The organism is Streptomyces sp. NPDC047853 (assembly GCF_043204535.1).
Classification (GTDB): Bacteria; Actinomycetota; Actinomycetes; order Streptomycetales; family Streptomycetaceae; genus Streptomyces.
In genome coordinates this window covers 108,120-129,347 of record NZ_JBIDCI010000005.1, presented here as the reverse complement: position 1 = coordinate 129,347, position 21,228 = coordinate 108,120, and the positions used below count along the sequence as shown (strand labels likewise).

Below are 21,228 nucleotides of genomic sequence, written 5' to 3'. Positions count from 1 at the left end.
CACGTCGGCTGAGCGGGCCGGTGCGGCCGGCGGCGGCCGCGTTCACGGCTCCCGGGTCTCGGACTCCAGTTGGCGCCGGGTGTCCTGGCCGTAGACGCCGAGTTCGTCGGAGCGGATGCCGCGTGCCCACTGGTAGGTGCGGACCGCGTCCTCGACCCGGTGGCCGTAGGTGCCGTCGATCTCGCCGGTGTAGAGGTACAGCTGCGCCAGGCGCTGCTGGAGTTCGGAGACCTCGGGGCCGCGGTCGCCGCGGTGCAGCGTGGAGCCGCCGTCATCGTCGCGGCCGTCGTCCTCGGACTCCCGCGTCGGGTCCTCGGCCGGCGTGGTCGTCGTGGTCTGGGTCGGCTCGGCCGACGGGGACGGTGTGGGCGAGGCGCTCGACGCCGACGGCGACGGTGAGGCCGACGGGCTCGCGCTGGGGGACGCGGAGGCGGACGGGGACGGTGACGACGAGGTCGGCCGGGCGGACGCGGGGCCCGGCACGGGGGCCGTGGACACCGCGTCGGTCGACGGGTCCGGCACGCTCGCGCGGACCTCGTCCGGCAGCGCCCCGTCCCGCGAGGGACTCTCGTAGGAGAACAGTCCGCTCGCGAACCCGGCCGCGCCCACCACGATCACGAGCGCCCCGGCGGCGCTGAGCAGCACGCCCCGACGCCGTCTGCGCGGCGGGTGTCCGTCAGGGGTGCCTTCCGCATCGGGCCCCGCGGGTGCGGCGGGCGCGGTGGCGGGCTGCTCGAACAGGCGCAGGTCGTGCGCGCTGGGCGCGCCGGTCGAGGGCGCCAGGGGAGTGGGCAGCACGGAGGTCGCCTCCGTCGGCGCCGAGCCGCCCGTACCGGCGCCGACGGCGCGCAGCGTCATGGTGGCGTCCTCGTCCGGCGCGGAAGCCCTGCCGGGCGGGGTGGGGCCGGCCGCGGACGTCGGTGCGGGGGTGGCGGGCGTCCCCGGCGGAGGTGCTGCGGATGCGGGCGCTGGGGCCGCGGGCGTCTCCGCTCCCGGGGAGGGCGCGGTACCGGGTGCGGGCAGGGTGCCGGGTGCGGACGGGGTGCCCGGTGCGGGTGCGGTGCCGGAAGCGAGCGGCGTGCCGGTCGCGGGTGTCGGGCCGGGAGGAGGCGTCGCGGACGGGTGCCCCTCGTCCTCCGGGGCCGCGGGTGCGGGTGCTCCGGAGGCCGGTGCCGTACCGACCCCGGGCGCCGGGGCGGACGCGTCCGTCCCGGCCCCCGGGGCCGGTATCCGCCCGGGGCCGTCGTCCAGGTCCACGTAGGGCCGGATGCGCAGGGGGTCGAAGTCCTCCGCCGCTGCCGCCTGGGCCGTGCGGGCTTCGCGCAGGGCGTCGGACGCCCGCGTTCCGCAGGCGCAGGAGGGCGTGTTGTCGGCCCTCCTGGGCATGCCGCACTCCGGGCACGAGTGGCCCGCGGCAGGCTCCAGCGGCTCCTGCGGCGGCTCTTTCTGCTGTTCCACGCGTTCGTCCCTCCCCTCGCGACTCCCCTCGCGAACTCCAAGGATTATGCAGATCTTCTCCACACTTGCGCGCACACGCCCCCCGAACACGGGCTTCCCGCAGGCGTCGAAACAGGCATATCCGGTCACACCGTCCTGAGTGAGATGCTGACTTCCCGTCAGGCGGCGTGCGCCAGCCGCTTCTCGAACCAGTGCTCGGCGTACGGGTCCTCCTTGTACGCCTCGGTCTCCGTGTAGCCGAGCCGCGCGTACAGGGCCCGGGCCTCGACGAGGTCCCCCCGGGTGTCGAGGACCATCCGCGAGGCCCCGAGTGCCCGTGCGGCGTCCTCGGCGGCCCGCACGAGCAGCGCGGCGCCACCCCGGCCGCGCATGTCCGCGTACAGGAACACCCGGGTCAGTTCGGCGGTGGTGTCGTCCCGCAGCCGCACGCCCGAGGTGCCGGCCGGTTCACCGTCGTACCGGGCGACGAGCAACCGCCCCCGCGGCGCCGCGAGGTCGGCACCCGAGTGCGCGGCGATCTCGCGCTCCAGCTCGGCGGGATCGGTGGGCCGACCCTCGTGCAGCAGGTACCAGCGGTCGCTGACCTCCGTGTAGTACGCCCGCCACAGGGCGGCGGCGACGGGGGAGTCGTGGGGTTCGGGGGCGACGGTCCAGTCCATGACCGGCATTGTCGGGAGGGGGCCGGCTCCCGGCGCAAGCGTATTTTCCCACCGGTGCGCCGTCGGCGCCTCCCGTGCGCTGTTTACGGGGGGACTTGGAGGCAACCCGAACAGCGAACCGGCCCGTTCGGAGAGCCGGTCAGGGCCGAGAACCCGGAAGGCACCCATGTCCACAGGCGTGATCATCGCGTTGATCGTGATCGTGGCCGCCGTGCTCGTCGTTGCGGCCGTACTGGCCCGGCGCGCGCGGGGCCCCCAGCACGGCGTAAGCCTGAAGCGTCGCTTCGGGCCCGAGTACGACCGGGCCGTGGCCCGGCACGACGGCGACACCAAGGCCGCCGAGCGCGAGCTGGCCGAGCGCGTGGAGCGGCACGGTTCGCTGCACATCAGGTCGCTGGAGCCGGCCGAGCGCGAGCGTTACGAGGCGCGGTGGACCGCGGCCCAGGAGCGCTTCGTCGACTCCCCGCGCGAAGCGGTCGGCGAGGCGGACCGGCTGCTCGCCGAGCTGGCCGGTACCCGGGGCTTCCCGGACGGCGGGCAGTACGAGGAGCAGCTCGCGGCGCTGTCCGTGCACCACGCCCACCACGTCGACGGTTACCGGCGCGTGCACCGCGTGACGCACGCGCGGGTGGACGGCGCGCAGGACAGCGGCGCGGGCACGGAGGAGATGCGCGAGGCCATGGTCGCGGCCCGCGCGCTCTTCGAGGAACTGGTGGACTCCTCCCGCCACGACGGCAGCCGGCACCGTGCCGGAGCCGAGGGCGACGGCCGGGCACCGGCCACCCGTACCCAGCACACCTGGTCGTTCAACAAGCGCCAGCCGAAGGAGAGTTGAGCCACATGTCCGATGTGACCCGGCAGACCGGCGGCATCCCCGTCGAGCGAGACAGGCAGACCCCCGACGCCCGGGGCGAGACGGCCCTGGGCACCACACCGCCGCCGCAGCCGACGGAGCCGGCTCCGGGAGCGCGCGCCGATCACGCGGCGGGCACCCGGAGCGAGACGACCCCGGGCCTGCGGACCGACGGTCCGGACCGCACGTCCGGTCTGCGGTCCGACGGTCCGGACCGCACGTCCGGTCTGGGGGCCCACGGTCCGGAGCACACCTCGGGCCGACGGTCCGACGGCCCCGACCGTGCCTCCGACCACCGGTCGGCGCACGGTGAGGGCGCGCTCCTCCCGCACGACGAGCTGGACAAGTTCGGTCAGCGCCTCCACCACGCGGTGGCCGGCTTCGTCGACGCGCCGCGCGCCTCCGTGGAGGAGGCCGACCGCGTCCTGGAGGAGATCGCCGCCCGTCTCGCCGACGCGGTGACGCACCGCCGCACGACCCTGCGCACGTCCTGGCACGACACCGGCGCGGACGACCGCGCGACGAGCACCGACACCGAACAGCTCCGCCTGGCCCTGCGGGACTACCGCGAGCTGGCGGACCGCCTGATGCACCTGTGACGCGTGGGCGTCACCGCTCCGCCGCCCGGCCCTCCCGCCACCGCTCCACGACCTCTTCGACGTCGTAGGGCTTCAGACCCAGCGGGGGGCCGGGCGGCGGCTTGAACATGACGTCGCGGATCTTGACGTTGATCTCCTCGACGATGCGGCGGACCACCCGCTCCGACGGGGCCTTCGCGGCCGCCTCCAGGGCGTCCTCCGCCTCCTTGCGCAGCGCGAGCGTCGGGGGCAGCACGGAGAAGCCCTCACGGGCCATCTTCCGCTTGACCCACCACAGTTCGTCGTAGGTGCCGTCGACCTCGCTCGGCAGGGGCTTGCCCGCGCCGGGCAGCTGTGCGAACTCACCGCGCGCCTCGGCGTCGCGGATCTGCTTGTCGACGAAGGACTCGAAGTCGACGCCCGGGGGCTTTCGCTCGGTCATGACCCCATTGTGCCGGACACCGCACCCCCGACCGATCTACTATGCGGCGGCGACGAGGGAAGGAGCGCACGTGCTCGAACTCACCATGGCCGCCGTGACCGCGGCGGACGCGGGTGCCACGGCCGGCATGCAGATGGCCGAGGCGCCCAGCGAGCCGGGAGCGGTGCTGCGGGTGGGCCGGGACAAGTCCGTGTGCCGGCTGTCGACGCCGGACGACTGGCTGTTCGTCTCCCGGGTGCACCTGGAGTTCCGGTGCGGGGCCGACGGCACGTGGCAGCTGACCTGGTTGCGGGGCTCCCAGCCGGACCCCTCCTCGGAGGTCCGGCTCACCGTCGACGGGTACGCCCGGCCGGTCGGCTACGGCGACACCGTGGGGCTGCCCCGGGGCGGCAGCGGCGAGATCGTGGTCCAGGACCGGGTGGAGCCGCGCAGCGTCAACGTCGGCTTCTACCACGAGGCGTGAGGACGGGCCTCCGGCAGGCGGCACCGGCGCGGGCTCACGCGGTGGTCGCGCGCTCCTCGACCGCCTCGACCGCCGGGGCCGATCCCGGCAGCGGGCGCCCGGCCGACTCCGACATGAACCACACGGCCACACCGCCGACGACGGCCGCGGCCATCATGTAGTACGCGGGCATCATCATGTCGCCCGTCGCCCCGATCAGGGCCGTCACCACCAGCGGCGTCGTCCCGCCGAACAGCGAGACCGAGACGTTGAAGCCGATCGACAGCGACCCGTACCGCACCCGCGTCGGGAACAGCGCGGGCAGCGCGGACGGCATCGACGCCGTGAAGCAGACCAGCAGCAGGCCCAGCGCCGCCATGCCCAGCCCCACGGCGAGCAGACTGCCCTCGCGGATCAGCAGCAACGCGGGGACGGACAGGAGCAGGAAGCCCGCGCAGCCCGCCGCGATCACCGGACGGCGCCCGATCCGGTCGGTCAGCGCTCCGGCGAACGGCTGGACGACCATCATCAGCGCCATCACCGCCAGCACGACCAGCAGCCCGTGCGTCTCGTCGTACTTCAGCTCGCTCGTCAGATAGCTGGGCATGTACGACAGGAGCATGTAGTCGGTGACGTTGAAGACCAGCACCAGGCCGACGCAGAGCAGCAGCGCCCGCCACTGCCCGGTGACCATCTGCCGCAGCGGCACCTTGGGCCGGGTCGCCTCCGCCTTCTCGACCTCGGCGGCGAAGGCCGGCGTCTCCTCCAGCCGCATCCGCAGATACAGCCCGATGATGCCCATCGGCCCCGCGATCAGGAACGGGATGCGCCAGCCCCAGGACGTCATGTCGCCGTCGGAGAGCAGTGCCGTCATCAGCGTCACCAGCCCGGCGCCGCCGATGTACCCGGCCAGCGTGCCGAACTCCAGCCAGCTCCCCAGGAACCCGCGCCGCTTGTCCGGCGCGTACTCGGCGATGAAGGTGGACGCGCCCGCGTACTCGCCCCCGGTGGAGAAGCCCTGCACCAGCCGGGCGACGAGCAGCAGCGCCGGCGCCCAGACGCCGATCGTCGCGTAGGACGGGATCAGCCCGATGGCGAAGGTGCCGGCCGCCATCATGATCATCGTGAGGGCGAGGATCTTCTGCCGCCCCACCCGGTCCCCGAGCGGACCGAAGACCATGCCGCCGATCGGCCGCACCAGGAAGGCCGCCGCGAAGGCGCCGAACGTGGAGAGGAGCTGGGCGGTCGGGTTGCCCGACGGGAAGAAGACCTTGCCGAGCGTCACGGCGATGTAGCTGTAGACGCCGAAGTCGAACCACTCCATCGCGTTGCCGAGCGCCGCGGCCTTCACGGCACGCCGGACGAGCGCGGGGTCGGTGACGGTGGGCGCGGCGGCGCGAGGCGGGGAAGCGGGGCTCGTGCGGGACGGGTGAGCGGCGACGGGGGCAGCCGACAAGACTTCGCTCGCCTACCTTTCGACGGGAACAGGGACGCCACGACCCGCACGGCGGCGCTGTCGCCGGGCCGGAAGAAGCCCGCGGCACACGGCCGCGGGCAGAAAACGACCATAGGCGCTGATGCGCCGCTTACGCCCGGTACGCTTATCGTTGCACTGTGCACCGAAAGGGCGTGCACGCAGGGACGTCCCCGCGTCACGGCCCGCCTCCACCCCCTGTGACCTGTGATCCTTCTCGCTCCTGGGGGAGGTGTCCGCATCCGCTCCGCCCCGTCACCGGTCGAACGCATGACCGGTGGGCCGAAGAAAAAACGGAGCGAAAGGCGGGCGGCGGTCAGGTTGAGCGGGGGTTGCCTGCGTCTCCCTCCGGGGGCGGTGCGAGCCTCATAGGGTTCGCAGGAACAACACATCGCGTACACGGGCGCGGTGGGAGCGGGGCGGGAGGCCGACGAGGCGTGGCGAATGCGGAGCACAGTGGGCGACCGGCGGAGGCTTTCGGAGCCCCGGCCGTCGATGCGACCAGAGCACGGCTGCGGGCCGCGCGCCTCGGGCTGTGGCTGGTCGCCGCCCTCCTCGTCGTACGACAGCTGGCGGCGGTCCTCAGCACCCCGCGGGGGGAACGGCTGACGGATCTGGAGACCTGGGTCGGGCCGCACGGAGTCCTGCACGTCGAGGGCTCGCTGTACGACTCGACGCAGTTCACCGGCACGCCGTTCGTCGGGCTGGTCCTCAAACCGTTCACCCGCGCCGCCGAACAGGCCCTCGGCTGGGGCTGGACCTTCGGCTCGCTGCTGCTCGTGGTGGCCCTGGGGCTGGTCGCCGCCCGCGCCCTGCCGAAGCCGGTGGGCCGCCGTACGGCGCTGCTGGCGGCGCCGGTCGCCGTCAGCCTGCTGATGCTGTCCCTGCCCGTGCGCAACGCGCTGTGGCTCGGCCAGACCAGCATCATCCCGGTCCTGCTCGTCCTGCTGGGCTGCTTCGCCGTACGCGGCGAGCACGCCGACCGGGTCGGCGGGGTGCTGATCGGTGTCGCCGCCGCGTTCCAGCCGACCGTGCTCCTGTTCGTCCCCCTGCTGTGGTTCACGGACCGCAGACGGGCCGCCGTGTCCACCGGGATCACCTTCCTCGCCTGCACGGCCGTCGCGTGGGCCGCCATGGACGAGGACTCCTACACCTACTGGGTGCACCACCTGGCCGGCGTGGGCCTCGGCGGCGCGGCCGACGACCTCGCCAACCAGTCCCTGCACGGCGCGCTGCTGCGGCTCGGGCTCACCGGCCCCCTGGAGATCGCCCTCTTCCTGCTGCTCGGCGCGGCCGTCGCCACCCTCGCCCTGCGCCGCGCCGTGCGCTACGCCCGGGACGGCCAGCTGCTGCTCGCCGTCGCCGTCACGGGCTGCGCCGCCGTCGCGGTGTCCCCGGCCGCCTGGCAGCACCAGCTCCTGTGGGTGCTGCTCGCGGTGGTGGGCCGGGTCGGCAAGCGCGCCTCCGACCGGTACGTCTGGCCGGTCGCCGTGGTCCTGGTGATGACGCTGCCGGCGAAGATGATGCTGCCGAACATGGCGGCCCTGTACCCGCTGCGCGACAACGTGGTCCTGCTCGCGGCCCTGGCCGCCGCCGTCGCCGTGCCGTTCCTGTCCCGCACCTCGCCGTACTTCGACGCGCCGGTCCCCACGAGCTACGCGCCGCCGGTCCCCACCCGCTTCAAGCACGTCCCCCTGCTGCCGTTCCTGCGCCGGGTCCTCACCCGCCCCAACCTCCTCCTGGAACTCCTCCTCATCCGGGTCACCTACGCCGCGTACTCCAAGGTCCGCCTCGCGGCGACCGGCGGCAGCAACTCGGCGGGCCGGGAGCGCGCCGAGGAGCACGGCCGGCAGATCCTGGACATGGAACGCTTCCTGCACATCGACGTCGAGCACGCGATCAACCACGCCGTGGTGAAGATCGGCTGGCTGCGGGACTTCTTCGACTTCTACTACACGTCGTTCCACTTCGTCGTCCCGCTGGCGGTCCTGGGCGTCCTGTACTGGCGCCGCCCCGTCGACTACCGCTGGGCGCGCGCCTCGCTCGGCTTCACCACGCTGCTGGCCCTGGTCGGCTTCTGGCTGTACCCGCTGGCGCCGCCACGGCTGATGCCGGGCCTCGGCATCATCGACACGGTGCACGGCGTGCAGGACTTCACCAAGCCGGACTACGGCACCCTGACCCACCTCACCAACCAGTACGCGGCGATGCCGTCGCTGCACTTCGGCTGGTCGCTGTGGTGCGGGGTGGCGATCGCGGTCATCGCCCCGAAGATGTGGATGAAGGCCCTGGGGCTCCTGCACCCCACCTTCACCGCCGCGGCCATCGTGGCGACCGGCAACCACTGGCTGCTGGACGCGGTGGGCGGGGCGGCCGTGGTCGCCGCCGGTTTCGGCCTGGCCTACCTGTTCCAGGGCCCGAGGGCCCGGGTGGTCACGGCGACGGCCGCCGAGAAGGCCACCCCGGACGCGCAGGCCGTCCCCGCGCCCGCCCGGCCCCCGGCCGAGGACTCCGTGCGGCCCGCCGAGGGGCTCAGCAGCGATCCTCCGTCGCCGGCGAAGGACCGTACCGGGAGCTGAGCCGGTACGCGCCGGGTGCCTCGACGGTCAGGCGGGTGAACTCGCCGTCCCGGGCGAGGCACCCGCCGTCGGCCCGCAGCCACGGCGACCAGGCGACCCGCACGGTCACCGGGCCGGGCCGGTCCACGTGGAGCACCAGGTCGGTGCTGCTCGTCGTCACGACGGTGCCGGGCTCGGAGACGAGCGGTACGGCGTCCCGCACCCGGAACACCCTCCAGTGCGCGTCCTGCCAGACGGGCTCCAGCCAGTCGGGGCGCAGCGCCGGGTCCCGCACGAGGGCCGCCTCGGCCTCGGCGGGGCCGTCCGGCTTGGCGGCCGGGAGCACGACGAAGCCGACCGCCCAGCGGTCCAGCCACTGCCGGTACGTGGTCGCGGAGAAGGTGCCGTCGTAGAAGAGGCGGGCGCGTTCCACGTCCAGCTGCCGGTTCCAGCCGCGGGCCAGGTTGACGTGGGGGGCGAGACCGGCGGCCTCGCGGTGGTCGCGCGCGGGCACCACCTCCACCCGTGTGCGGTCGGCGCCGAGCCCGTCGAGCGCCCGCACGACCCCGTCCGTCTCGGCCGCCCAGGCGGGCACCACCGTGTACTCCCGCAGGTCGTCGTCGGTCTTCTTCACCGTCCACCCCACGGAGAAGACGAGCGCGACGACCAGGAGACCCCGCGCGACCCGCCGCGCCCGGTCCGTGCCGAGCAGCGCCGCGAGCAGCGCGGGAGGCGCGAAGTACTCCGCGAACCGCTCGACGTTCGTGCCGACGGCGGAGGGTATGAGGTACGTCAGCACGGTCCCGGCCGCGTACACGGCCCCGCTCCACCGGGCGACCCGCCAGTCGCGCGGGGCCAGCGCCGCCACGGCGAGACCGAGCACGACCGGTGGCCATATCCGGGAGGCGGGCATCGGCTGCTCCCCGCTGAACGGGAACAGCAGCGTGGTGAGCCCGACGACGGCGGCGGGCGGTACCAGCAGCACCAGGGCCCGCCCCCGGTCCCGTACGAGCAGGAAGCCCGCCCCGACGACGGCCAGGAACAGCCCGGCCACCGGCGACGCCATGGTGGCCAGGGCCGCGTACCCGGCGGCGAGGACCAGTCGCCGCTCCCGGACCAGCACCAGGCACGCGGCCAGCCCGAAGGCGAGGCCGAGCGCGAACGTCGTGCGCCCCGAGGCGACGTTGCACCACAGGGCGAGCGAGGCGAGCAGGGCCACCCACGCGGGCTTGCGTACACCGGTCCGTACGACGAGCACGGCCGCCAGCCAGGCGGCGGCCAGCCCGGAGACGAGGGTGACGGTGCGCACGCCGAACACGGCCATCAGGTACGGCGAGAGCACGCTGTAGTTCGCGGTGTGCACTCCGCCGTACCAGAACAGTCCGTACGGCGAACCGCCGTGCCGCGTGACGAAGTCCGTCCACGCCACCTGCGCGGCGAGGTCACCCCCGCCGGTGGCGAGAAACGCCCACCACACCGCGTACAGCGGGAGGGTGGGCAGGGTCGCGAGCAGCGGCACGCGATGCCGGTGCGCGAAGGCACGCAGGGCACCGCGCGGGGGTCTGCCCGTACGCCCCTCGGGGAGGGCGACGGCGAGTTCGGCAGGGACCACGGTCGGGGAATCCGTTCGGTTTCATCGGCGGGCACGGCGGGTGCACGTGCGTAGACGAGAAATCGAACAGATTAGTTGATCGGTCCCGGTCAGATCACTCCGGGGTGGAGGCCCACCCGACGAAGGCGGCGAAGGTGGCGGGGCTCAGGGTGAGGACCGGCCCCGCCGGGGTCTTGGAGTCACGGACGGCGACGGTGGCGTGACGGGGGAGTGCGGCGACTTCGAGGCAGTTGCCGCCCTGGTCACTGCTGTAGCTGGACTTACGCCACTGGATCTCTGTCAGAGTCGCGTTGCTCCCCATAGCGTTCCTCCATCAAGCGCCGGATCAGCTCCGCCGATTCCCTGAGGGAGAGCGCGGAAGCCTGGAGATGATCGTATCGGAGTGAGCAGTTCTTGACGGTGTTCGGGTTGGCGGACGGGTGCCCACTTCCGTACCCCTCGGTGTAGACAATGGTCGGGTCGCCCGCGAAGCGGTAGAGGTCGAATGAGCCGGTGAGCCCCGCGTGCGCTCCCGCGGTGAAGGGCAGGACCTGGATGTTGATGCGCGGGTCGCTCTCGAAGGCCAACAGGTGGGCGAGTTGCTCACGCATGATGTCCCGGCCGCCGATTTGTTGGAGCAGTGCCGCTTCGCCGAGCACGGCCCAGAAGAGGGGCGGTTCCTCCTTCTCGAAGATGTTCTGGCGGGCGATCCGGACGGCGGTGCGGTCGTCGAGGTTGCTCTGGTCCAGCGCGCCCAGGACGGCACGCGCGTAGGCCTTGGTCTGCAACAGACCGTGGACCATGTGTGTCTCGAACGAGTAGATCTCCGTGGCCCTCGCCTGCAACTCGGCGACCTGTTGGAACCAGGCCGGTTGCTGACTGCGCATCACCAGGTCGATGAGCCGTGACAGTAACCCGCCCGTCCCCAGAGCCGCGTCGACCCTTTCGCTGAACTCCGGCGTCGGCAGCTTTCGGGCCGTCTCGATCTGGCCCACCAGCGAGCCCGTGTAGTTGACGATGTCCCCGAGCTGCCGTTGGGTCAGTCCGGCGGCCTCGCGGTAGCGGCGCAGTTCGAAGCCGTAGTAGTCCAGCGGCGAGGCGCCCGGGTCGAGGACGTTGATGTGGGTCATGCGCAGAGCTCCCTCTCGCACAACTCGGTCCACTCCGGAACCGGTTGTATCCGTTCGGTAGCCCACGGTAGTCGTCCGACGTCAGGCTCGTGCCGTGAACGAATACTTTCCCTCGACCCTCGTGGGTCACCGCTGCGCCGACCAGTACCGGATGAGCTTCACGGCCGGCGCGCACTCCGCCCGGCACGTGCGGCGGATCGTCCGTTCCTTCCTCGCCGAGTGGGGCCTCGCCGGCGTGACGGACGCCGTCGAACTCGGCGTGACGGAGCTGCTCGCCAACGTCGTACGCCATGTCCCGGACCGCCGCTGCACGCTGCTGCTGCGGCGGCGGACGGGCGGCGTGGTCCGGGTCGAGGTGGCGGACGGCAGTCCCCGGCAGCCCGTGCTCGCCGTGCCGGTGCGCGACGACTCGGAGTGCGGCCGGGGGCTGGTGCTGCTGGACGCGGTCGCCGACAAGTGGGGCGTAGGGCCGGGCTCCGAGGGCGGCAAGACCGTGTGGTTCGAGTGCGCGGACCGTGCCGGGACCCCGTCCCCGTAGACGGCCTCGTTAGACGAGCTCCTCCTGCGACGGGACGACGACCCCGTACAGGTCGGCGATGGTGGCGAGAGCGGCGTGGTGCACCTGGCGGGCGTCCACCTCCGTGCCCGCGACCGGCAGCGCGCGGGTGGCGCAGGCGTCGGCCACGACGGTGGGGCGGTTGCCGCGCAGGAAGGCGCCCTGGGCGGTGAAGGCGACGCACATGTGCGTCATGAAGCCGGCGAGGACGAGGTCGCCGTGGCCCGCGGCGTCGACGTGCCGGTCCAGGTCGGTGCCGACGAAGGCGTCTGGGGCCTTCTTGACGACGACGGGCTCCCCGTCGAGCGGGGCGACGCTCGGGTGGATCGCGCCGATCTCGGCCCGGACGTCGTACGGGGTGCCCTCACCGCCGTCGTTGACGACGTGGACGACCTTCGCGCCCTCCTGGCGGGCCCGCGCGAGGAGCCGGGCGCCGGCGTCGAGCGCGTCCTGCCAGCCGTCGAGTTCCATCACGCCGGTCGTGTAGGTGTTCTGGTAGTCGATGAGGACCAGGGTCGAGTCGGCGAGCTTCGCCGGGGTGTCGTCGAGGCCGTTGAGCTGTCGCAGCGTGGTTCTGGGCATGGGGGACCGCCTGAAGTCGTGTGTCGGGGTGGGCAGTTCACCGACGCGGTGACCTGCGCTCATGACGCTACGGCCGGTCCGGTGGTGTCGGCAATGTCGTCTAACCTGCAGATACCGACATCGCTGGTGCCGAGTACGGGGGGTCCGGTGCGCACCGTCAGCCGACTGATCGTCGTCGTCCTCTTCGAGGGCGTCGACCTGCTCGACGTCACCGGGCCGCCGGAGGTGTTCTCCCTGGCCCGGCGTGAGACGGAGGAGGCGGCGGGCTACGACGTCGTCCTCGCCGCCGAGACCATGGACCCGGTCACCACCGGCGCGGGTGTCCGCGTCCTGCCCGACACCACCTTCGGCGAGCTGCGCACCAGGGCCGTCGACACCCTGATCGTGCCCGGTGCCGTCGAGGTGGACGACCGGGGCCGGGTGCACCCGCTCACCGACCCCGGCGTGGTGGAGCGGGTGCGGCAACTCGCCGCCCGCACCCGGCGGGTGACGTCCGTCTGCGTCGGGGCGCACCTCCTGGCGGCGGCCGGGCTGCTCGACGGCAAGCGCGCCACCACCCACTGGTCGACCGCGCGGCGGCTCGCCGAGGACCATCCGGCCGTCGAGGTCGACGCCGACCCGATCTTCATCCGCGAGGGCGACGTCTGGACCGGCGCGGGCATCAGCGCCTGCCTCGACCTCTCCCTCGCCCTGGTCGCCGACGACCTGGGCGAGGACGTCGCCCTGCGCGTCGCCAGGCAGCTCGTGATGTACCTGAAGCGGCCGAGCGGGCAGAGTCAGTTCAGCGTCCCCCTGGAGCGGGTCTCCGCCACGCGGCGGGTCGAGGAGCTGAGGCACCACGTCATGCGCCACCTCGCCGAGCCGCTCAGCGTCGCCGACCTCGCCGCCCGCGCGCACGTCAGTGACCGCCAGCTCACCCGGATCTTCAAGACCGAACTCGGCACGACCCCGCACGCCTACATCGAGTCGGCCCGCGTCGAGGCGGCCCGCCATCAGCTCGAATCGACCGACGCCACCCTGGAACGGATCGCCTCCGCCTGCGGCTTCGGCACCGTCGACACCCTGGTCAGGGCGTTCCGCCGGCGCCTGGACGCGACCCCGACGGAGTACCGGCGGCGGTTCCGGACCACTCCCGCCTGAACCCGCGTCCCGTCCCCGCGTCCCGTCCCCGCGTCACGGGACCCCGAGCGCGGGAGGCCCCGTCGGGGCAGGTGGCCTGGGGGCCCCTGCCCCGACGGGGCTCGGTCTGCCGGGCGGGCGGCTCACCGGCGCCCGGCGAAGGCCGGTGCCGTGCGCGGCGCTCCTCGGCTCAGCCGAAGTTCACGTCGCTGCACCACATGTACGCCTGGTCGAGGTGCGAGGCCTGCCAGATCACGAACACGATGTGGTGTCCGGTGTACCCGGAGGTCTGCACCGGGAAGGTGATGTTCTGCGCCGGGGCGTAGCGGCCGGTCTGCGTGATGAAGTCGAGGTTGCCCCAGCCCAGGGTCTGGGTCTTGGGGTCGAAGCCCTGCTTGCTCACGTAGACCTTGAAGTAGTCGGCACCGTGGGACGCCTGGTCGTACAGCTGCACCGAGAAGTTGTTGCCGACGTTGGTGGTCTTCCACTGGCCGGGCTTGTTCAGGCTGGCGTTCCTCGACAGGTTGTTGCTGCAGAGCGTCCCGTCGGGGGTCTTCGCCTGGAACTGGCCGCCGAGGCCGTCGCGGAGGGCGCTCATCCAGTTCCACATGGTGTCGGCGTTGGCCTGGAAGGCCTGCCAGCACATGGGGTCCTGGGTCTGCATGGCCGGGTTCGTGTGGTTGCTGCCCCACGTCTTCCAGCACTGGTAGGCGCGGGTGGCGGGACCGACGATGGTGCCGTGGGCCTGGGCGGGGGTCGACCAGGCCAGGGCGCCGGCGACCACGGCGAACAGCATGACGAGCGCCTGGAGAGGCCGGCGGAGGGCCGACCGAGAACGCCCGGTTAACGGACTCGTTGTGCGCATGTGGGGGGAACTCCTTCCAGAGGCAAGGCTGTAATGGGAGCGCTCCCAAAGTGACGACTCCTCAGTGAAATGTCAATGAAACAGACAAACTTGATCACGGGGGTGGGTCGCGGTCGGGGAATCCGCCCTGGTGCGGGCGCCGGCGCCCTTCCCGAAACGGGCATCAGCCCCTCCCGAATCGGGCGTCGGCCCCTCCCGCGGCGCCTCCGGAACCACTCCATGCCGTCGAGTCCCACCCATCGCATCCGGAGGGGCGACGGCTTACCATGACGCCGCGTCAGTTCACGGTCCCGCGCATCCGGGCCGGCAGAGGAGACCGCCGTCACGGCCGAGTCCCCGCCAGCACCACGCAAGCCGTTCGGTCAACCGTCACTCCATCGAGATGAGGTTCCATGAACCGAAACCGAACCGCCGTCGGCGCGTTCGTCGTGGCCCTGTGCACCGCCGGCCTCGCCCTCGGCCCGACGACCGCCGCGAGCGCCGCCGAGGCGAAGTCCCGCGTCGGAGCCGACTGGGAGACCCAGTCGATCGTCTTCACGGCCGCCGCGGGCCACACCAACGACCTCAACGTCTTCTTCATGTACACCAGCGACGGCATCCAGCGGATCGGCTTCCGCGACGTGGTACCGCTCCAACCGGGCGACCACTGCGCGCACTCCTCGCCCGAGGACACCACCGCCGTCGTCTGCGAACTGCCCGCCGAAGGCCCCCGTCCCGACCGGATCGACATCCACCTCGGCGACGGCGACGACACGGTCGCCGCCTTCACCCCCGGCGTCGGCACCGTCAGCGGCGGCTCCGGTGACGACGAACTGCACGCCCACACGGCACGCACGGTGCTGGGCGGCGACGGGGACGACATGGTCATGGGACCCGCCGTGCTGCACGGCGGCGACGGCATGGACCACCTCATGGGCGACGACGAGAACCAGCGGATGTGGGGTGGCGCGGGCGACGACATGATCGAGGGCTACGGCGGCGACGACGCCGTGTACGCCGGCTCCGGCGACGACCACGCCATGGGCGGGGACGGCCGCGACATCCTGCTCGGCGGTCCCGGCGCCGACATGCTGCACGGCGAGGGCGGCGACGACCTCGTCGGTGGCGGCCCAGGCAAGGACACCGTCGACGGCGGACCCGGCCGCGACCTCGTCCTCCCGTAGACGCACCCGGCGCACCGCCCCCTCGTGCGCGCCGCCCCGGTCACCCGGGGCGGCTCACCTCGTCGGCCGCTCGAAGGCGACCGGCGCCTCGAAGGCCGCCCGGCGGGTGGCCCGGCGCAGCGCCTTCAGGACCGGCGTGCCGAGCGCGAGGGTCAGGACCACCGTCACGGCGGCGCGGCCCCCGTCCCAGCCGAGGGACGTGGCCAGGCAGTAGGCGAAGAAGCGGGCCAGGTTGTCCGGGACGGAGGCGTCCGGGTCGAAGGCGATGTTCGAGGCGAGCCTGTTCATGAAGGTCCAGCCCGCGAGGTTCATCGCCGTGCCGTAGGCGAACGCGGCCAGGAAGCCGTAGGCGGCGAGCACGAGCAGCTCCGCACGGCCGCGCAGCCGGTCGGGGAAGGGCAGCAGACCCGCGCCCATCGTGAACCAGCCCATCGACAGCATCTGGAACGGCAGCCACGGGCCGACCCCGCCCGTGAGCAGCGCGGACGCGAACATGGTGACCGAGCCGAGGACGAAGCCGAAGCCGGGACCCAGGACCCGGCCGCTCAGCACCATCAGGAAGAACATCGGTTCCAGACCGGCCGTCCCCGCGCCGATGGGGCGCAGCGCCGCGCCCGCCGCCGCCAGCACGCCGAGCATCGCCACGGCCTTGGGGCCGAGGCCCGACTCCGAGATCGTCGCCGCGACCACCGCCACCATGAGCACCAGGACACCCGCGAACAGCCACGGCGCGTCCTGGGTGTGGGCGTTGACCGAGGCGTCCGGCGGCGCGAGGAAGGGCCAGCCGAAGCCCGCCACCCCCACCGCGCTGACCAGCACGAGGGCGGCGACGGAACGGGGGCCGAGGCGGACGGCGCGGACCTGGCGGTCATGGGGAGCGGTGCCGGCGCCGGTCATGCCAGGGCCTCCCGCACCTGGGCGACCGTCAGCCACTTCCGCGGCGCCAGCACCTTGGCGACCTGCGGTGCGAAGGACGGCGAGGCCACCACCACGTCCGCCGCCGGACCGTCGGCGATCACCTCGCCCTCGGCGAGCAGAACCACCCGGTCGGCCAGCTCGGCGGCCAGCTCCACGTCGTGCGTGGCCAGCACGATCGCGTGGCCCTCGGCGGCCAGGCCGCGCAGCACACCGGCCAGCCGGGCCTTGGCCGCGTAGTCCAGGCCGCGCGTCGGCTCGTCCAGGAGCAGCAGCGGCGGGCGGGCCGTCAGGACGACGGCCAACGCGAGGGTGAGGCGCTGGCCCTCGGAGAGGTCGCGGGGGTGGGTGTCGTCGGTGACGCCGGGCAGCAGCTCCGTCAGCAGGGCGCGACAGGTGCCCTCGGCCGCCTCCGCGTCCCGGTCGGCGGCCCGGCACTCGGCGGCGACCGTGTCGGCGTACAGCAGGTCGCGCGGCTCCTGCGGAACCAGGCCCACCCGGCGGACGAGATCCCGGGGGGAGGTGCGGTGCGGTACGGCGTCGCCGGTCCGCACCGAGCCCGAGGACGGCTCGACGAGGCCGACGAGGGCGGACAGGAGGGTGGACTTCCCGGCTCCGTTGCGGCCCATGAGGGCGACCGTCTCGCCGGGGGAGACGGTCAGGTCGACGTCGCGCAGCGCCTGGACCCGGTCGCGGCGGACGGCCAGGGAGCGGACCTCGGCGGCGTACAAGGCGGGGGCGGAGGGCGTCCGCGGGGCCTTGCCGCGCCAGCGCCGGCGAGGGGCGGGGGGCGCCGGAAGCGTGGCGGCCGGCGGCGTGCGGCCCGGGATCTCCCGGCCGGCCAGCCGGTCCCGCAGCGGGGCCGCGCGGCGCCGGGCGTCCCGGACCGTCAGCGGCAGCGGGGACCAGCCCGCCAGCCGGCCGAGCCCCACCACCGGCGGATACACCGGGGACACGGCCATCACCTCGGCCGGCGGGCCGAGCAGCGGGGCCGCGCCCGGGGAGGGCAGCAGGACGACCTGGTCGGCGTACTGGACGACCCGCTCCAGGCGGTGCTCGGCCATCAGGACCGTCGTGCCGAGGTCGTGGACGAGGCGCTGGAGGACGGCCAGGACCTCCTCCGCCGCGGCCGGGTCCAGGGCCGAGGTCGGCTCGTCCAGGACGAGCACCTCGGGGTGCGGGGTGAGGACCGAGCCGATGGCGACGCGCTGCTGCTGGCCGCCGGAGAGCGTGGCGATCGGGCGGGCCCGCAGGTCGGACAGGCCCAGCAGGTCGAGGGTCTCCTCGACGCGGCGGCGCATGACGTCCGGGGGGAGGCCGAGGGACTCCATGCCGTAGGCGAGTTCGTCCTCGACGGTGTCCGTGACGAAGTGGGAGAGCGGGTCCTGGCCGACGGAGCCGACCACGTCGGCGAGTTCGCGCGGCTTGTGGGTGCGGGTGTCGCGGCCGGCCACGGTGACCCGGCCGCTCAGCGTGCCGCCGGTGAAGTGCGGCACGAGGCCGCTGACGGCACCGAGCACGGTGGACTTGCCGACGCCGGACGGACCGGCGAGCAAAACGAGTTCGCCTTCGGGAACCTCGAAGTCGATGCCCCGGACGGTGGGTCCGGCCATGCCGTCGTACGTGACCGACACGTCCTCGAAGCGGATCACGACGACTCCTTGGCGGGTACGGGACCGGGGGCGGGGGCGACGAACGCCGGGAGCAGGCCGATCAGTACGGCCGCCGCCGGCCACAGCGGCAGGGTGGGGGCGACCAGGGGGACCACTCCGGGGTGCAGGGCAGCCGGCTCGCGGGCGGCGGCGAGGAACATCAGGGCCGCGACCGCGACGCCGGAGGCGGTGACCAGCCAGGCGCGGGCGTCCCAGGGGTCGGGGCGGTAGCGGGTGCGAACGGTTCGGCGACCGCCGAGCCACAGCCCGGCCAGGGCCGCGGCGACGCCGAGCACGAGCACCGGGACGCCGTACGTGCCGCCCGCGGCGGTCAGCAGCCCGTACGTCCCCGCGCAGACGCCGAGCAGGCCGCCCAGGGTGAGGGCGGCGGTGGTCCGGCGTACGGGGGCGGGGACCTGGGCGGTGCGGCCGTAGCCGCGGGCGTCCATCGCGGCGGCGAGGGCGACGGAGCGCTCCAGCGCGCCCTCCAGCACCGGGAGTCCGACCTGGAGCAGGCCGCGCACACCCTTGTCGGGTCGCCCCCGCAGGCGGCGGGCGGCGCGCAGCCGCTGGACGTCGGCGATGAGGTTCGGGGCGAAGGTGAGGGCCACGACGACGGCCACGCCCATCTCGTACAGGGCGCCGGGGAGGGACTTGAGGAGGCGGGAGGGGTTGGCGAGGGCGTTCGCGGCGCCCACGCAGACCAGGAGGGCGGCCAGCTTCATCGCGTCGTACAGCGCGAAGGCGAGGCCCTCGGCGGTGACCCGGCCGCCGAGCCGGATGCCCTGCGCCCAGTCGGGGAGGGGGACTTCGGGGAGGGTGAAGAGGGTGTGCGTGCCGGGGATGGGGGAGCCCAGGACGGTGGTGAACAGCAAGCGGACGACCAGGACGGCCAGGGCGAGCTTGACGAAGGCGCCGTAGGAGCGGGACCAGGGGGCGTGGGGGCGGCGGGTGATGACCACGTAGGCGGAGACGGTGACGAGGAGGGCGAGCAGGAGGGGGTTGGTGGTGCGGGTGGCGGCGGTGCCGAGGGCCAGCGCCCAGAGCCACCAGGCGCCGGGGTGCAGGCTCTCGGGGCGGTGGCGGGGGGCGGGGACGCCCGACCGGGCCGCCGGAGTGCCCCCGGCGGGTGCGTATCCGGCCTCCGCCCGGGACGCGGCGGTACGACCGCCCGCGGCCGGGACGCGCGCCGGGGTGCCGGGGGCAGGGTCAGTCGGTGGCATTCCGGCGCCGCCTCGCCTGCCAGGTCGCCGCTCCGGCGAGGACCGCCACCAGGGCGATGCCCGCGTAGAGGCCGACCGAGGGGCCGTCGTCGTCCCGGGTGCTCGTCCCGTCCGCGGTCGCCGTCGGCTGCTCCTTCTTCCCTTCCTGCTTCTGCCCCTGCTGCGACACCTGTTCGCCGCAACCCGCCTCCGGGTACCCCGCGATGGCGCACAGCAGGGCGTTGGTGTCGTAGCGCAGCGGGCCCGCGACGGCGGCCAGGGCGTCGGCCGTCGTCGCGTCGGGGGAGACCCGGGCGCAGGCCGTGCGCGGAGCCGGCGGGTTCTCGCCGGCCGGGGCGTCGGACGCGGTGCCGAAGTCGAGGACGAGGGCGACGCGCTTGCTGCCGTCCTCGGCCGGTGTCTTCGCGCAGATCGACGCGAAGCCGGCGGTGCCGCGCGGCTGGGCCGCGTCGTCCGAGTTCTCGCTCACCGAGAAGCGGAAGCCCTGGACGTCGCCGTCGGAGGGGCGGACGAGGGACGGGCCCTGGGTGGCGTAGATCCACCGGTCGCCGTCGCGGTCCCAGAAGGACCAGTAGCGGTAGCCGGCGGCCTGCGCCTGGCCCGCGGTCCCGATCAGCAGGAACGCGGCCAGGAAGAGGAGGACGACGCGGCGCCTCACGGCTGCCGCTTCTTGTTGCGGCCGCTCAGCAGGAAGCCGACGCCGATGCCGAAGACCAGGCAGACGCCGACGAACCACCAGACGCCGAAGCCGGAGTCGTCCTTCTCGTCGTTCTCCTTCGCGCCGTCCTCGTCGCTCGCGGTGGCGCTGTCGCTCACCTTGCCGCCCTGCGGGCTCGGACCCGTCGCGTTCAGCGCCGCCACCAGGTCGGTGCCGCCGAAGGCACGCGGGTCGGCGCCGGTGGCGTGGGCGGCGAGGATCAGCTGGGCGTAGGCGGCCGGGCCGCTCTGCGCGGCCCACTTCGCGCTGTTCTTCTCCAGCCACGCCAGCGGCTTCGCCGCCTGGTCGGCCCCGCCCTGCGCGGCGAGTGCGACGACCGCGTCGGCGGTGTTGCCGTAGTCGGGCTGGTCGGCGGAGCCGCCGAGGGCGGACGTGAGGTGGCCCTTCTCGGCGACGACCGCGGCGAGGTGGGCGGCGCCGTTCGCGGCGGCCTGCTCGCGGGTGGGCTTCTTCGCGTCGGCGCAGGTGGCGGCGGCGGACTTCGCACCGGCCTTCGTGACCAGGCCCTTGCCGAGCGCGCCGAGGACTCCGGCGGCCGTCGCGTCCGCGTTGGCGAGCAGCTTGCCGTCCTTGTCGGGCTGGAAGGCGAAGGCGCCCGCGCCCTTGTCCGCGGCACAGGGCAGCGCGAACGTCAGCAGGGCGTCGTACGGCGACCTGCCGTCCTTGACGACCTGCTCGGGGTCGGTCTCCGTGGCGGTCAGCGCGCCGATGACGACGGACGTGGAGTTGGCGTCGCTGGGACCGCCGGGGGTGTAGCCCCAGCCGCCGTCCTCGTTCTGCACGGACTTCAGCCACTTCAGGGCGGACTCGACGACGTCGCCGTGTCCGCCGACGGCCCACAGCGCCTGGACGGCGGCGGCCGTGCTGTTGGTGTCGACCATGGTCTTGGCGTCGCAGGCCTTGGCCGGGTCGGCCCGGTACGGGGCGAAGGCGCCGCTCTTGCACTGCTGCCCGGTGAGCCACTGCACGGCCTTCGGCGACGGGACCACGCCCACGGTGTCCTGGGCGAGCAGCGCGAGGGACTGCCGCCAGACGCCGTCGTACTGGGGGTCGGCGGTGCCGTACAGCCCGGAGGACCCGGACTTGGCCGGGGCGGACGCGGAGGCGGACGGTGACGGATCGGCGGCGACCGCGGGCGCGGCGGCGGCGCCGATCACGGCTATGGCGGCCAGGGCCGCGGCGCTGCTGCGACGGCGGACGTTCATGATCGGCGGGTGCCTTTCCCTGCGCGGAGTCGGGCAGCACGGGCA

21 protein-coding genes are annotated in these 21,228 nt (G+C 73.7%); 7 read left to right on the top strand and 14 right to left on the bottom strand.

What is annotated here, in order from left to right; translation table 11 throughout:
* Positions 1 to 42 precede the first annotated feature (42 nt).
* Positions 43 to 1,458: a peptidoglycan-binding domain-containing protein gene (locus ACGF5T_RS12040; RefSeq protein WP_366766585.1), complete on the bottom strand. Its 1,416-nt coding sequence runs from the start codon at positions 1,456 to 1,458 to the stop codon at positions 43 to 45.
* Between the two features lie 158 nt (positions 1,459 to 1,616).
* Positions 1,617 to 2,117 (bottom strand): GNAT family N-acetyltransferase, encoded by a 501-nt coding sequence (locus ACGF5T_RS12035; RefSeq protein WP_366766586.1) that lies wholly within the window; start codon positions 2,115 to 2,117, stop codon positions 1,617 to 1,619.
* A gap of 166 nt (positions 2,118 to 2,283) precedes the next feature.
* Here ACGF5T_RS12035 and ACGF5T_RS12030 point away from each other — a divergent pair, with 166 nt between their 5' ends.
* Positions 2,284 to 2,952, top strand: coding sequence for a hypothetical protein (locus tag ACGF5T_RS12030; RefSeq protein ID WP_356611379.1), 669 nt, complete (start codon positions 2,284 to 2,286; stop codon positions 2,950 to 2,952).
* A gap of 5 nt (positions 2,953 to 2,957) precedes the next feature.
* A complete protein-coding gene (locus ACGF5T_RS12025) occupies positions 2,958 to 3,569 on the top strand; it encodes a hypothetical protein (protein ID WP_361011331.1) in 612 nt (203 codons plus the stop codon).
* 10 nt (positions 3,570 to 3,579) lie between these two features.
* Here ACGF5T_RS12025 and ACGF5T_RS12020 read toward each other — a convergent pair whose 3' ends face one another.
* Positions 3,580 to 3,990: a DUF1992 domain-containing protein gene (locus ACGF5T_RS12020; protein ID WP_356611383.1), complete on the bottom strand. Its 411-nt coding sequence runs from the start codon at positions 3,988 to 3,990 to the stop codon at positions 3,580 to 3,582.
* A 70-nt stretch (positions 3,991 to 4,060) separates the two neighbouring features.
* Here ACGF5T_RS12020 and ACGF5T_RS12015 point away from each other — a divergent pair, with 70 nt between their 5' ends.
* Positions 4,061 to 4,453 (top strand): hypothetical protein, encoded by a 393-nt coding sequence (locus ACGF5T_RS12015; protein ID WP_361011334.1) that lies wholly within the window; start codon positions 4,061 to 4,063, stop codon positions 4,451 to 4,453.
* A gap of 34 nt (positions 4,454 to 4,487) precedes the next feature.
* Here ACGF5T_RS12015 and proP read toward each other — a convergent pair whose 3' ends face one another.
* On the bottom strand, positions 4,488 to 5,888 hold the full coding sequence (gene proP, locus ACGF5T_RS12010) for a glycine betaine/L-proline transporter ProP (protein WP_366766587.1): 1,401 nt from the start codon (positions 5,886 to 5,888) through the stop codon (positions 4,488 to 4,490).
* A gap of 455 nt (positions 5,889 to 6,343) precedes the next feature.
* Between proP and ACGF5T_RS12005 the strand changes: the two genes are divergently transcribed.
* Entirely contained in the window at positions 6,344 to 8,485 is a 2,142-nt protein-coding gene (locus tag ACGF5T_RS12005) for a bifunctional glycosyltransferase 87/phosphatase PAP2 family protein (protein WP_361011340.1), read from the top strand.
* Here ACGF5T_RS12005 and ACGF5T_RS12000 read toward each other — a convergent pair.
* The 3 genes from ACGF5T_RS12000 to ACGF5T_RS11990 form a co-directional block, all read right to left on the bottom strand.
* Complete coding sequence (locus ACGF5T_RS12000) at positions 8,439 to 10,076, bottom strand: hypothetical protein (RefSeq protein WP_361011343.1); 1,638 nt, start codon at positions 10,074 to 10,076, stop codon at positions 8,439 to 8,441. The genes ACGF5T_RS12005 and ACGF5T_RS12000 overlap by 47 nt on opposite strands.
* Before the next feature lie 94 nt (positions 10,077 to 10,170).
* The gene (locus ACGF5T_RS11995) at positions 10,171 to 10,377 is read right to left on the bottom strand and encodes a DUF397 domain-containing protein (protein WP_366766588.1); all 207 of its coding nucleotides are present in this window, start codon (positions 10,375 to 10,377) and stop codon (positions 10,171 to 10,173) included.
* Complete coding sequence (locus ACGF5T_RS11990; protein WP_366766589.1) at positions 10,337 to 11,185, bottom strand: helix-turn-helix transcriptional regulator; 849 nt, start codon at positions 11,183 to 11,185, stop codon at positions 10,337 to 10,339. Before ACGF5T_RS11990 ends, ACGF5T_RS11995 begins: the two co-directional genes overlap by 41 nt.
* Before the next feature lie 94 nt (positions 11,186 to 11,279).
* On the opposite strand from ACGF5T_RS11990, the gene ACGF5T_RS11985 reads away from it, so the two are divergent.
* Positions 11,280 to 11,723, top strand: a complete 444-nt coding sequence (locus tag ACGF5T_RS11985; protein ID WP_366766590.1) for an ATP-binding protein — start codon at positions 11,280 to 11,282, stop codon at positions 11,721 to 11,723.
* Between the two features lie 9 nt (positions 11,724 to 11,732).
* On the opposite strand, the gene ACGF5T_RS11980 is transcribed toward ACGF5T_RS11985, so the two are convergent.
* Entirely contained in the window at positions 11,733 to 12,323 is a 591-nt protein-coding gene (locus ACGF5T_RS11980; RefSeq protein WP_356611399.1) for a cysteine hydrolase family protein, read from the bottom strand.
* Positions 12,324 to 12,470: 147 nt separating this feature from the next.
* On the opposite strand from ACGF5T_RS11980, the gene ACGF5T_RS11975 reads away from it, so the two are divergent.
* Complete coding sequence (locus ACGF5T_RS11975; protein WP_356611400.1) at positions 12,471 to 13,463, top strand: helix-turn-helix domain-containing protein; 993 nt, start codon at positions 12,471 to 12,473, stop codon at positions 13,461 to 13,463.
* A gap of 169 nt (positions 13,464 to 13,632) precedes the next feature.
* Here the strand turns inward: ACGF5T_RS11975 and ACGF5T_RS11970 are convergent, their stop codons facing one another.
* Complete coding sequence (locus ACGF5T_RS11970) at positions 13,633 to 14,238, bottom strand: lytic polysaccharide monooxygenase (protein WP_356611402.1); 606 nt, start codon at positions 14,236 to 14,238, stop codon at positions 13,633 to 13,635.
* A gap of 461 nt (positions 14,239 to 14,699) precedes the next feature.
* Here ACGF5T_RS11970 and ACGF5T_RS11965 point away from each other — a divergent pair, with 461 nt between their 5' ends.
* Positions 14,700 to 15,470, top strand: a complete 771-nt coding sequence (locus ACGF5T_RS11965) for a calcium-binding protein (protein ID WP_366766591.1) — start codon at positions 14,700 to 14,702, stop codon at positions 15,468 to 15,470.
* A gap of 54 nt (positions 15,471 to 15,524) precedes the next feature.
* On the opposite strand, the gene ACGF5T_RS11960 is transcribed toward ACGF5T_RS11965, so the two are convergent.
* The 5 genes from ACGF5T_RS11960 to ACGF5T_RS11940 are packed head-to-tail and all read right to left on the bottom strand — an operon-like array spanning position 15,525 to position 21,183.
* Positions 15,525 to 16,367: an ECF transporter S component gene (locus ACGF5T_RS11960; protein WP_366766592.1), complete on the bottom strand. Its 843-nt coding sequence runs from the start codon at positions 16,365 to 16,367 to the stop codon at positions 15,525 to 15,527.
* The gene (locus ACGF5T_RS11955; protein WP_366766593.1) at positions 16,364 to 18,037 is read right to left on the bottom strand and encodes an ATP-binding cassette domain-containing protein; all 1,674 of its coding nucleotides are present in this window, start codon (positions 18,035 to 18,037) and stop codon (positions 16,364 to 16,366) included. Before ACGF5T_RS11955 ends, ACGF5T_RS11960 begins: the two co-directional genes overlap by 4 nt.
* Positions 18,034 to 19,260: an energy-coupling factor transporter transmembrane component T gene (locus tag ACGF5T_RS11950; RefSeq protein ID WP_356611410.1), complete on the bottom strand. Its 1,227-nt coding sequence runs from the start codon at positions 19,258 to 19,260 to the stop codon at positions 18,034 to 18,036. Before ACGF5T_RS11950 ends, ACGF5T_RS11955 begins: the two co-directional genes overlap by 4 nt.
* Positions 19,247 to 19,918, bottom strand: coding sequence for an SCO2322 family protein (locus ACGF5T_RS11945; protein ID WP_361011365.1), 672 nt, complete (start codon positions 19,916 to 19,918; stop codon positions 19,247 to 19,249). Before ACGF5T_RS11945 ends, ACGF5T_RS11950 begins: the two co-directional genes overlap by 14 nt.
* Positions 19,915 to 21,183 (bottom strand): prenyltransferase/squalene oxidase repeat-containing protein, encoded by a 1,269-nt coding sequence (locus ACGF5T_RS11940; RefSeq protein ID WP_366766594.1) that lies wholly within the window; start codon positions 21,181 to 21,183, stop codon positions 19,915 to 19,917. The genes ACGF5T_RS11945 and ACGF5T_RS11940 overlap by 4 nt, the downstream gene beginning before the upstream one ends.
* Positions 21,184 to 21,228: the final 45 nt, after the last annotated feature.

Coding starts and splice junctions, on each gene's coding strand:
- ACGF5T_RS12035 (WP_366766586.1), bottom strand. CDS start 2,117: ATGGACTGGACCGTCGCCCCCGAACCCCACGACTCCCCCGTCGCCGCC.
- ACGF5T_RS12030 (WP_356611379.1), top strand. CDS start 2,284: ATGTCCACAGGCGTGATCATCGCGTTGATCGTGATCGTGGCCGCCGTG.
- ACGF5T_RS12025 (WP_361011331.1), top strand. CDS start 2,958: ATGTCCGATGTGACCCGGCAGACCGGCGGCATCCCCGTCGAGCGAGAC.
- ACGF5T_RS12020 (WP_356611383.1), bottom strand. CDS start 3,990: ATGACCGAGCGAAAGCCCCCGGGCGTCGACTTCGAGTCCTTCGTCGAC.
- ACGF5T_RS11995 (WP_366766588.1), bottom strand. CDS start 10,377: ATGGGGAGCAACGCGACTCTGACAGAGATCCAGTGGCGTAAGTCCAGC.
- ACGF5T_RS11990 (WP_366766589.1), bottom strand. CDS start 11,185: ATGACCCACATCAACGTCCTCGACCCGGGCGCCTCGCCGCTGGACTAC.
- ACGF5T_RS11980 (WP_356611399.1), bottom strand. CDS start 12,323: ATGCCCAGAACCACGCTGCGACAGCTCAACGGCCTCGACGACACCCCG.
- ACGF5T_RS11970 (WP_356611402.1), bottom strand. CDS start 14,238: ATGCTGTTCGCCGTGGTCGCCGGCGCCCTGGCCTGGTCGACCCCCGCC.
- ACGF5T_RS11965 (WP_366766591.1), top strand. CDS start 14,700: ATGAACCGAAACCGAACCGCCGTCGGCGCGTTCGTCGTGGCCCTGTGC.
- ACGF5T_RS11960 (WP_366766592.1), bottom strand. CDS start 16,367: ATGACCGGCGCCGGCACCGCTCCCCATGACCGCCAGGTCCGCGCCGTC.
- ACGF5T_RS11950 (WP_356611410.1), bottom strand. CDS start 19,260: ATGCCACCGACTGACCCTGCCCCCGGCACCCCGGCGCGCGTCCCGGCC.
- ACGF5T_RS11940 (WP_366766594.1), bottom strand. CDS start 21,183: ATGAACGTCCGCCGTCGCAGCAGCGCCGCGGCCCTGGCCGCCATAGCC.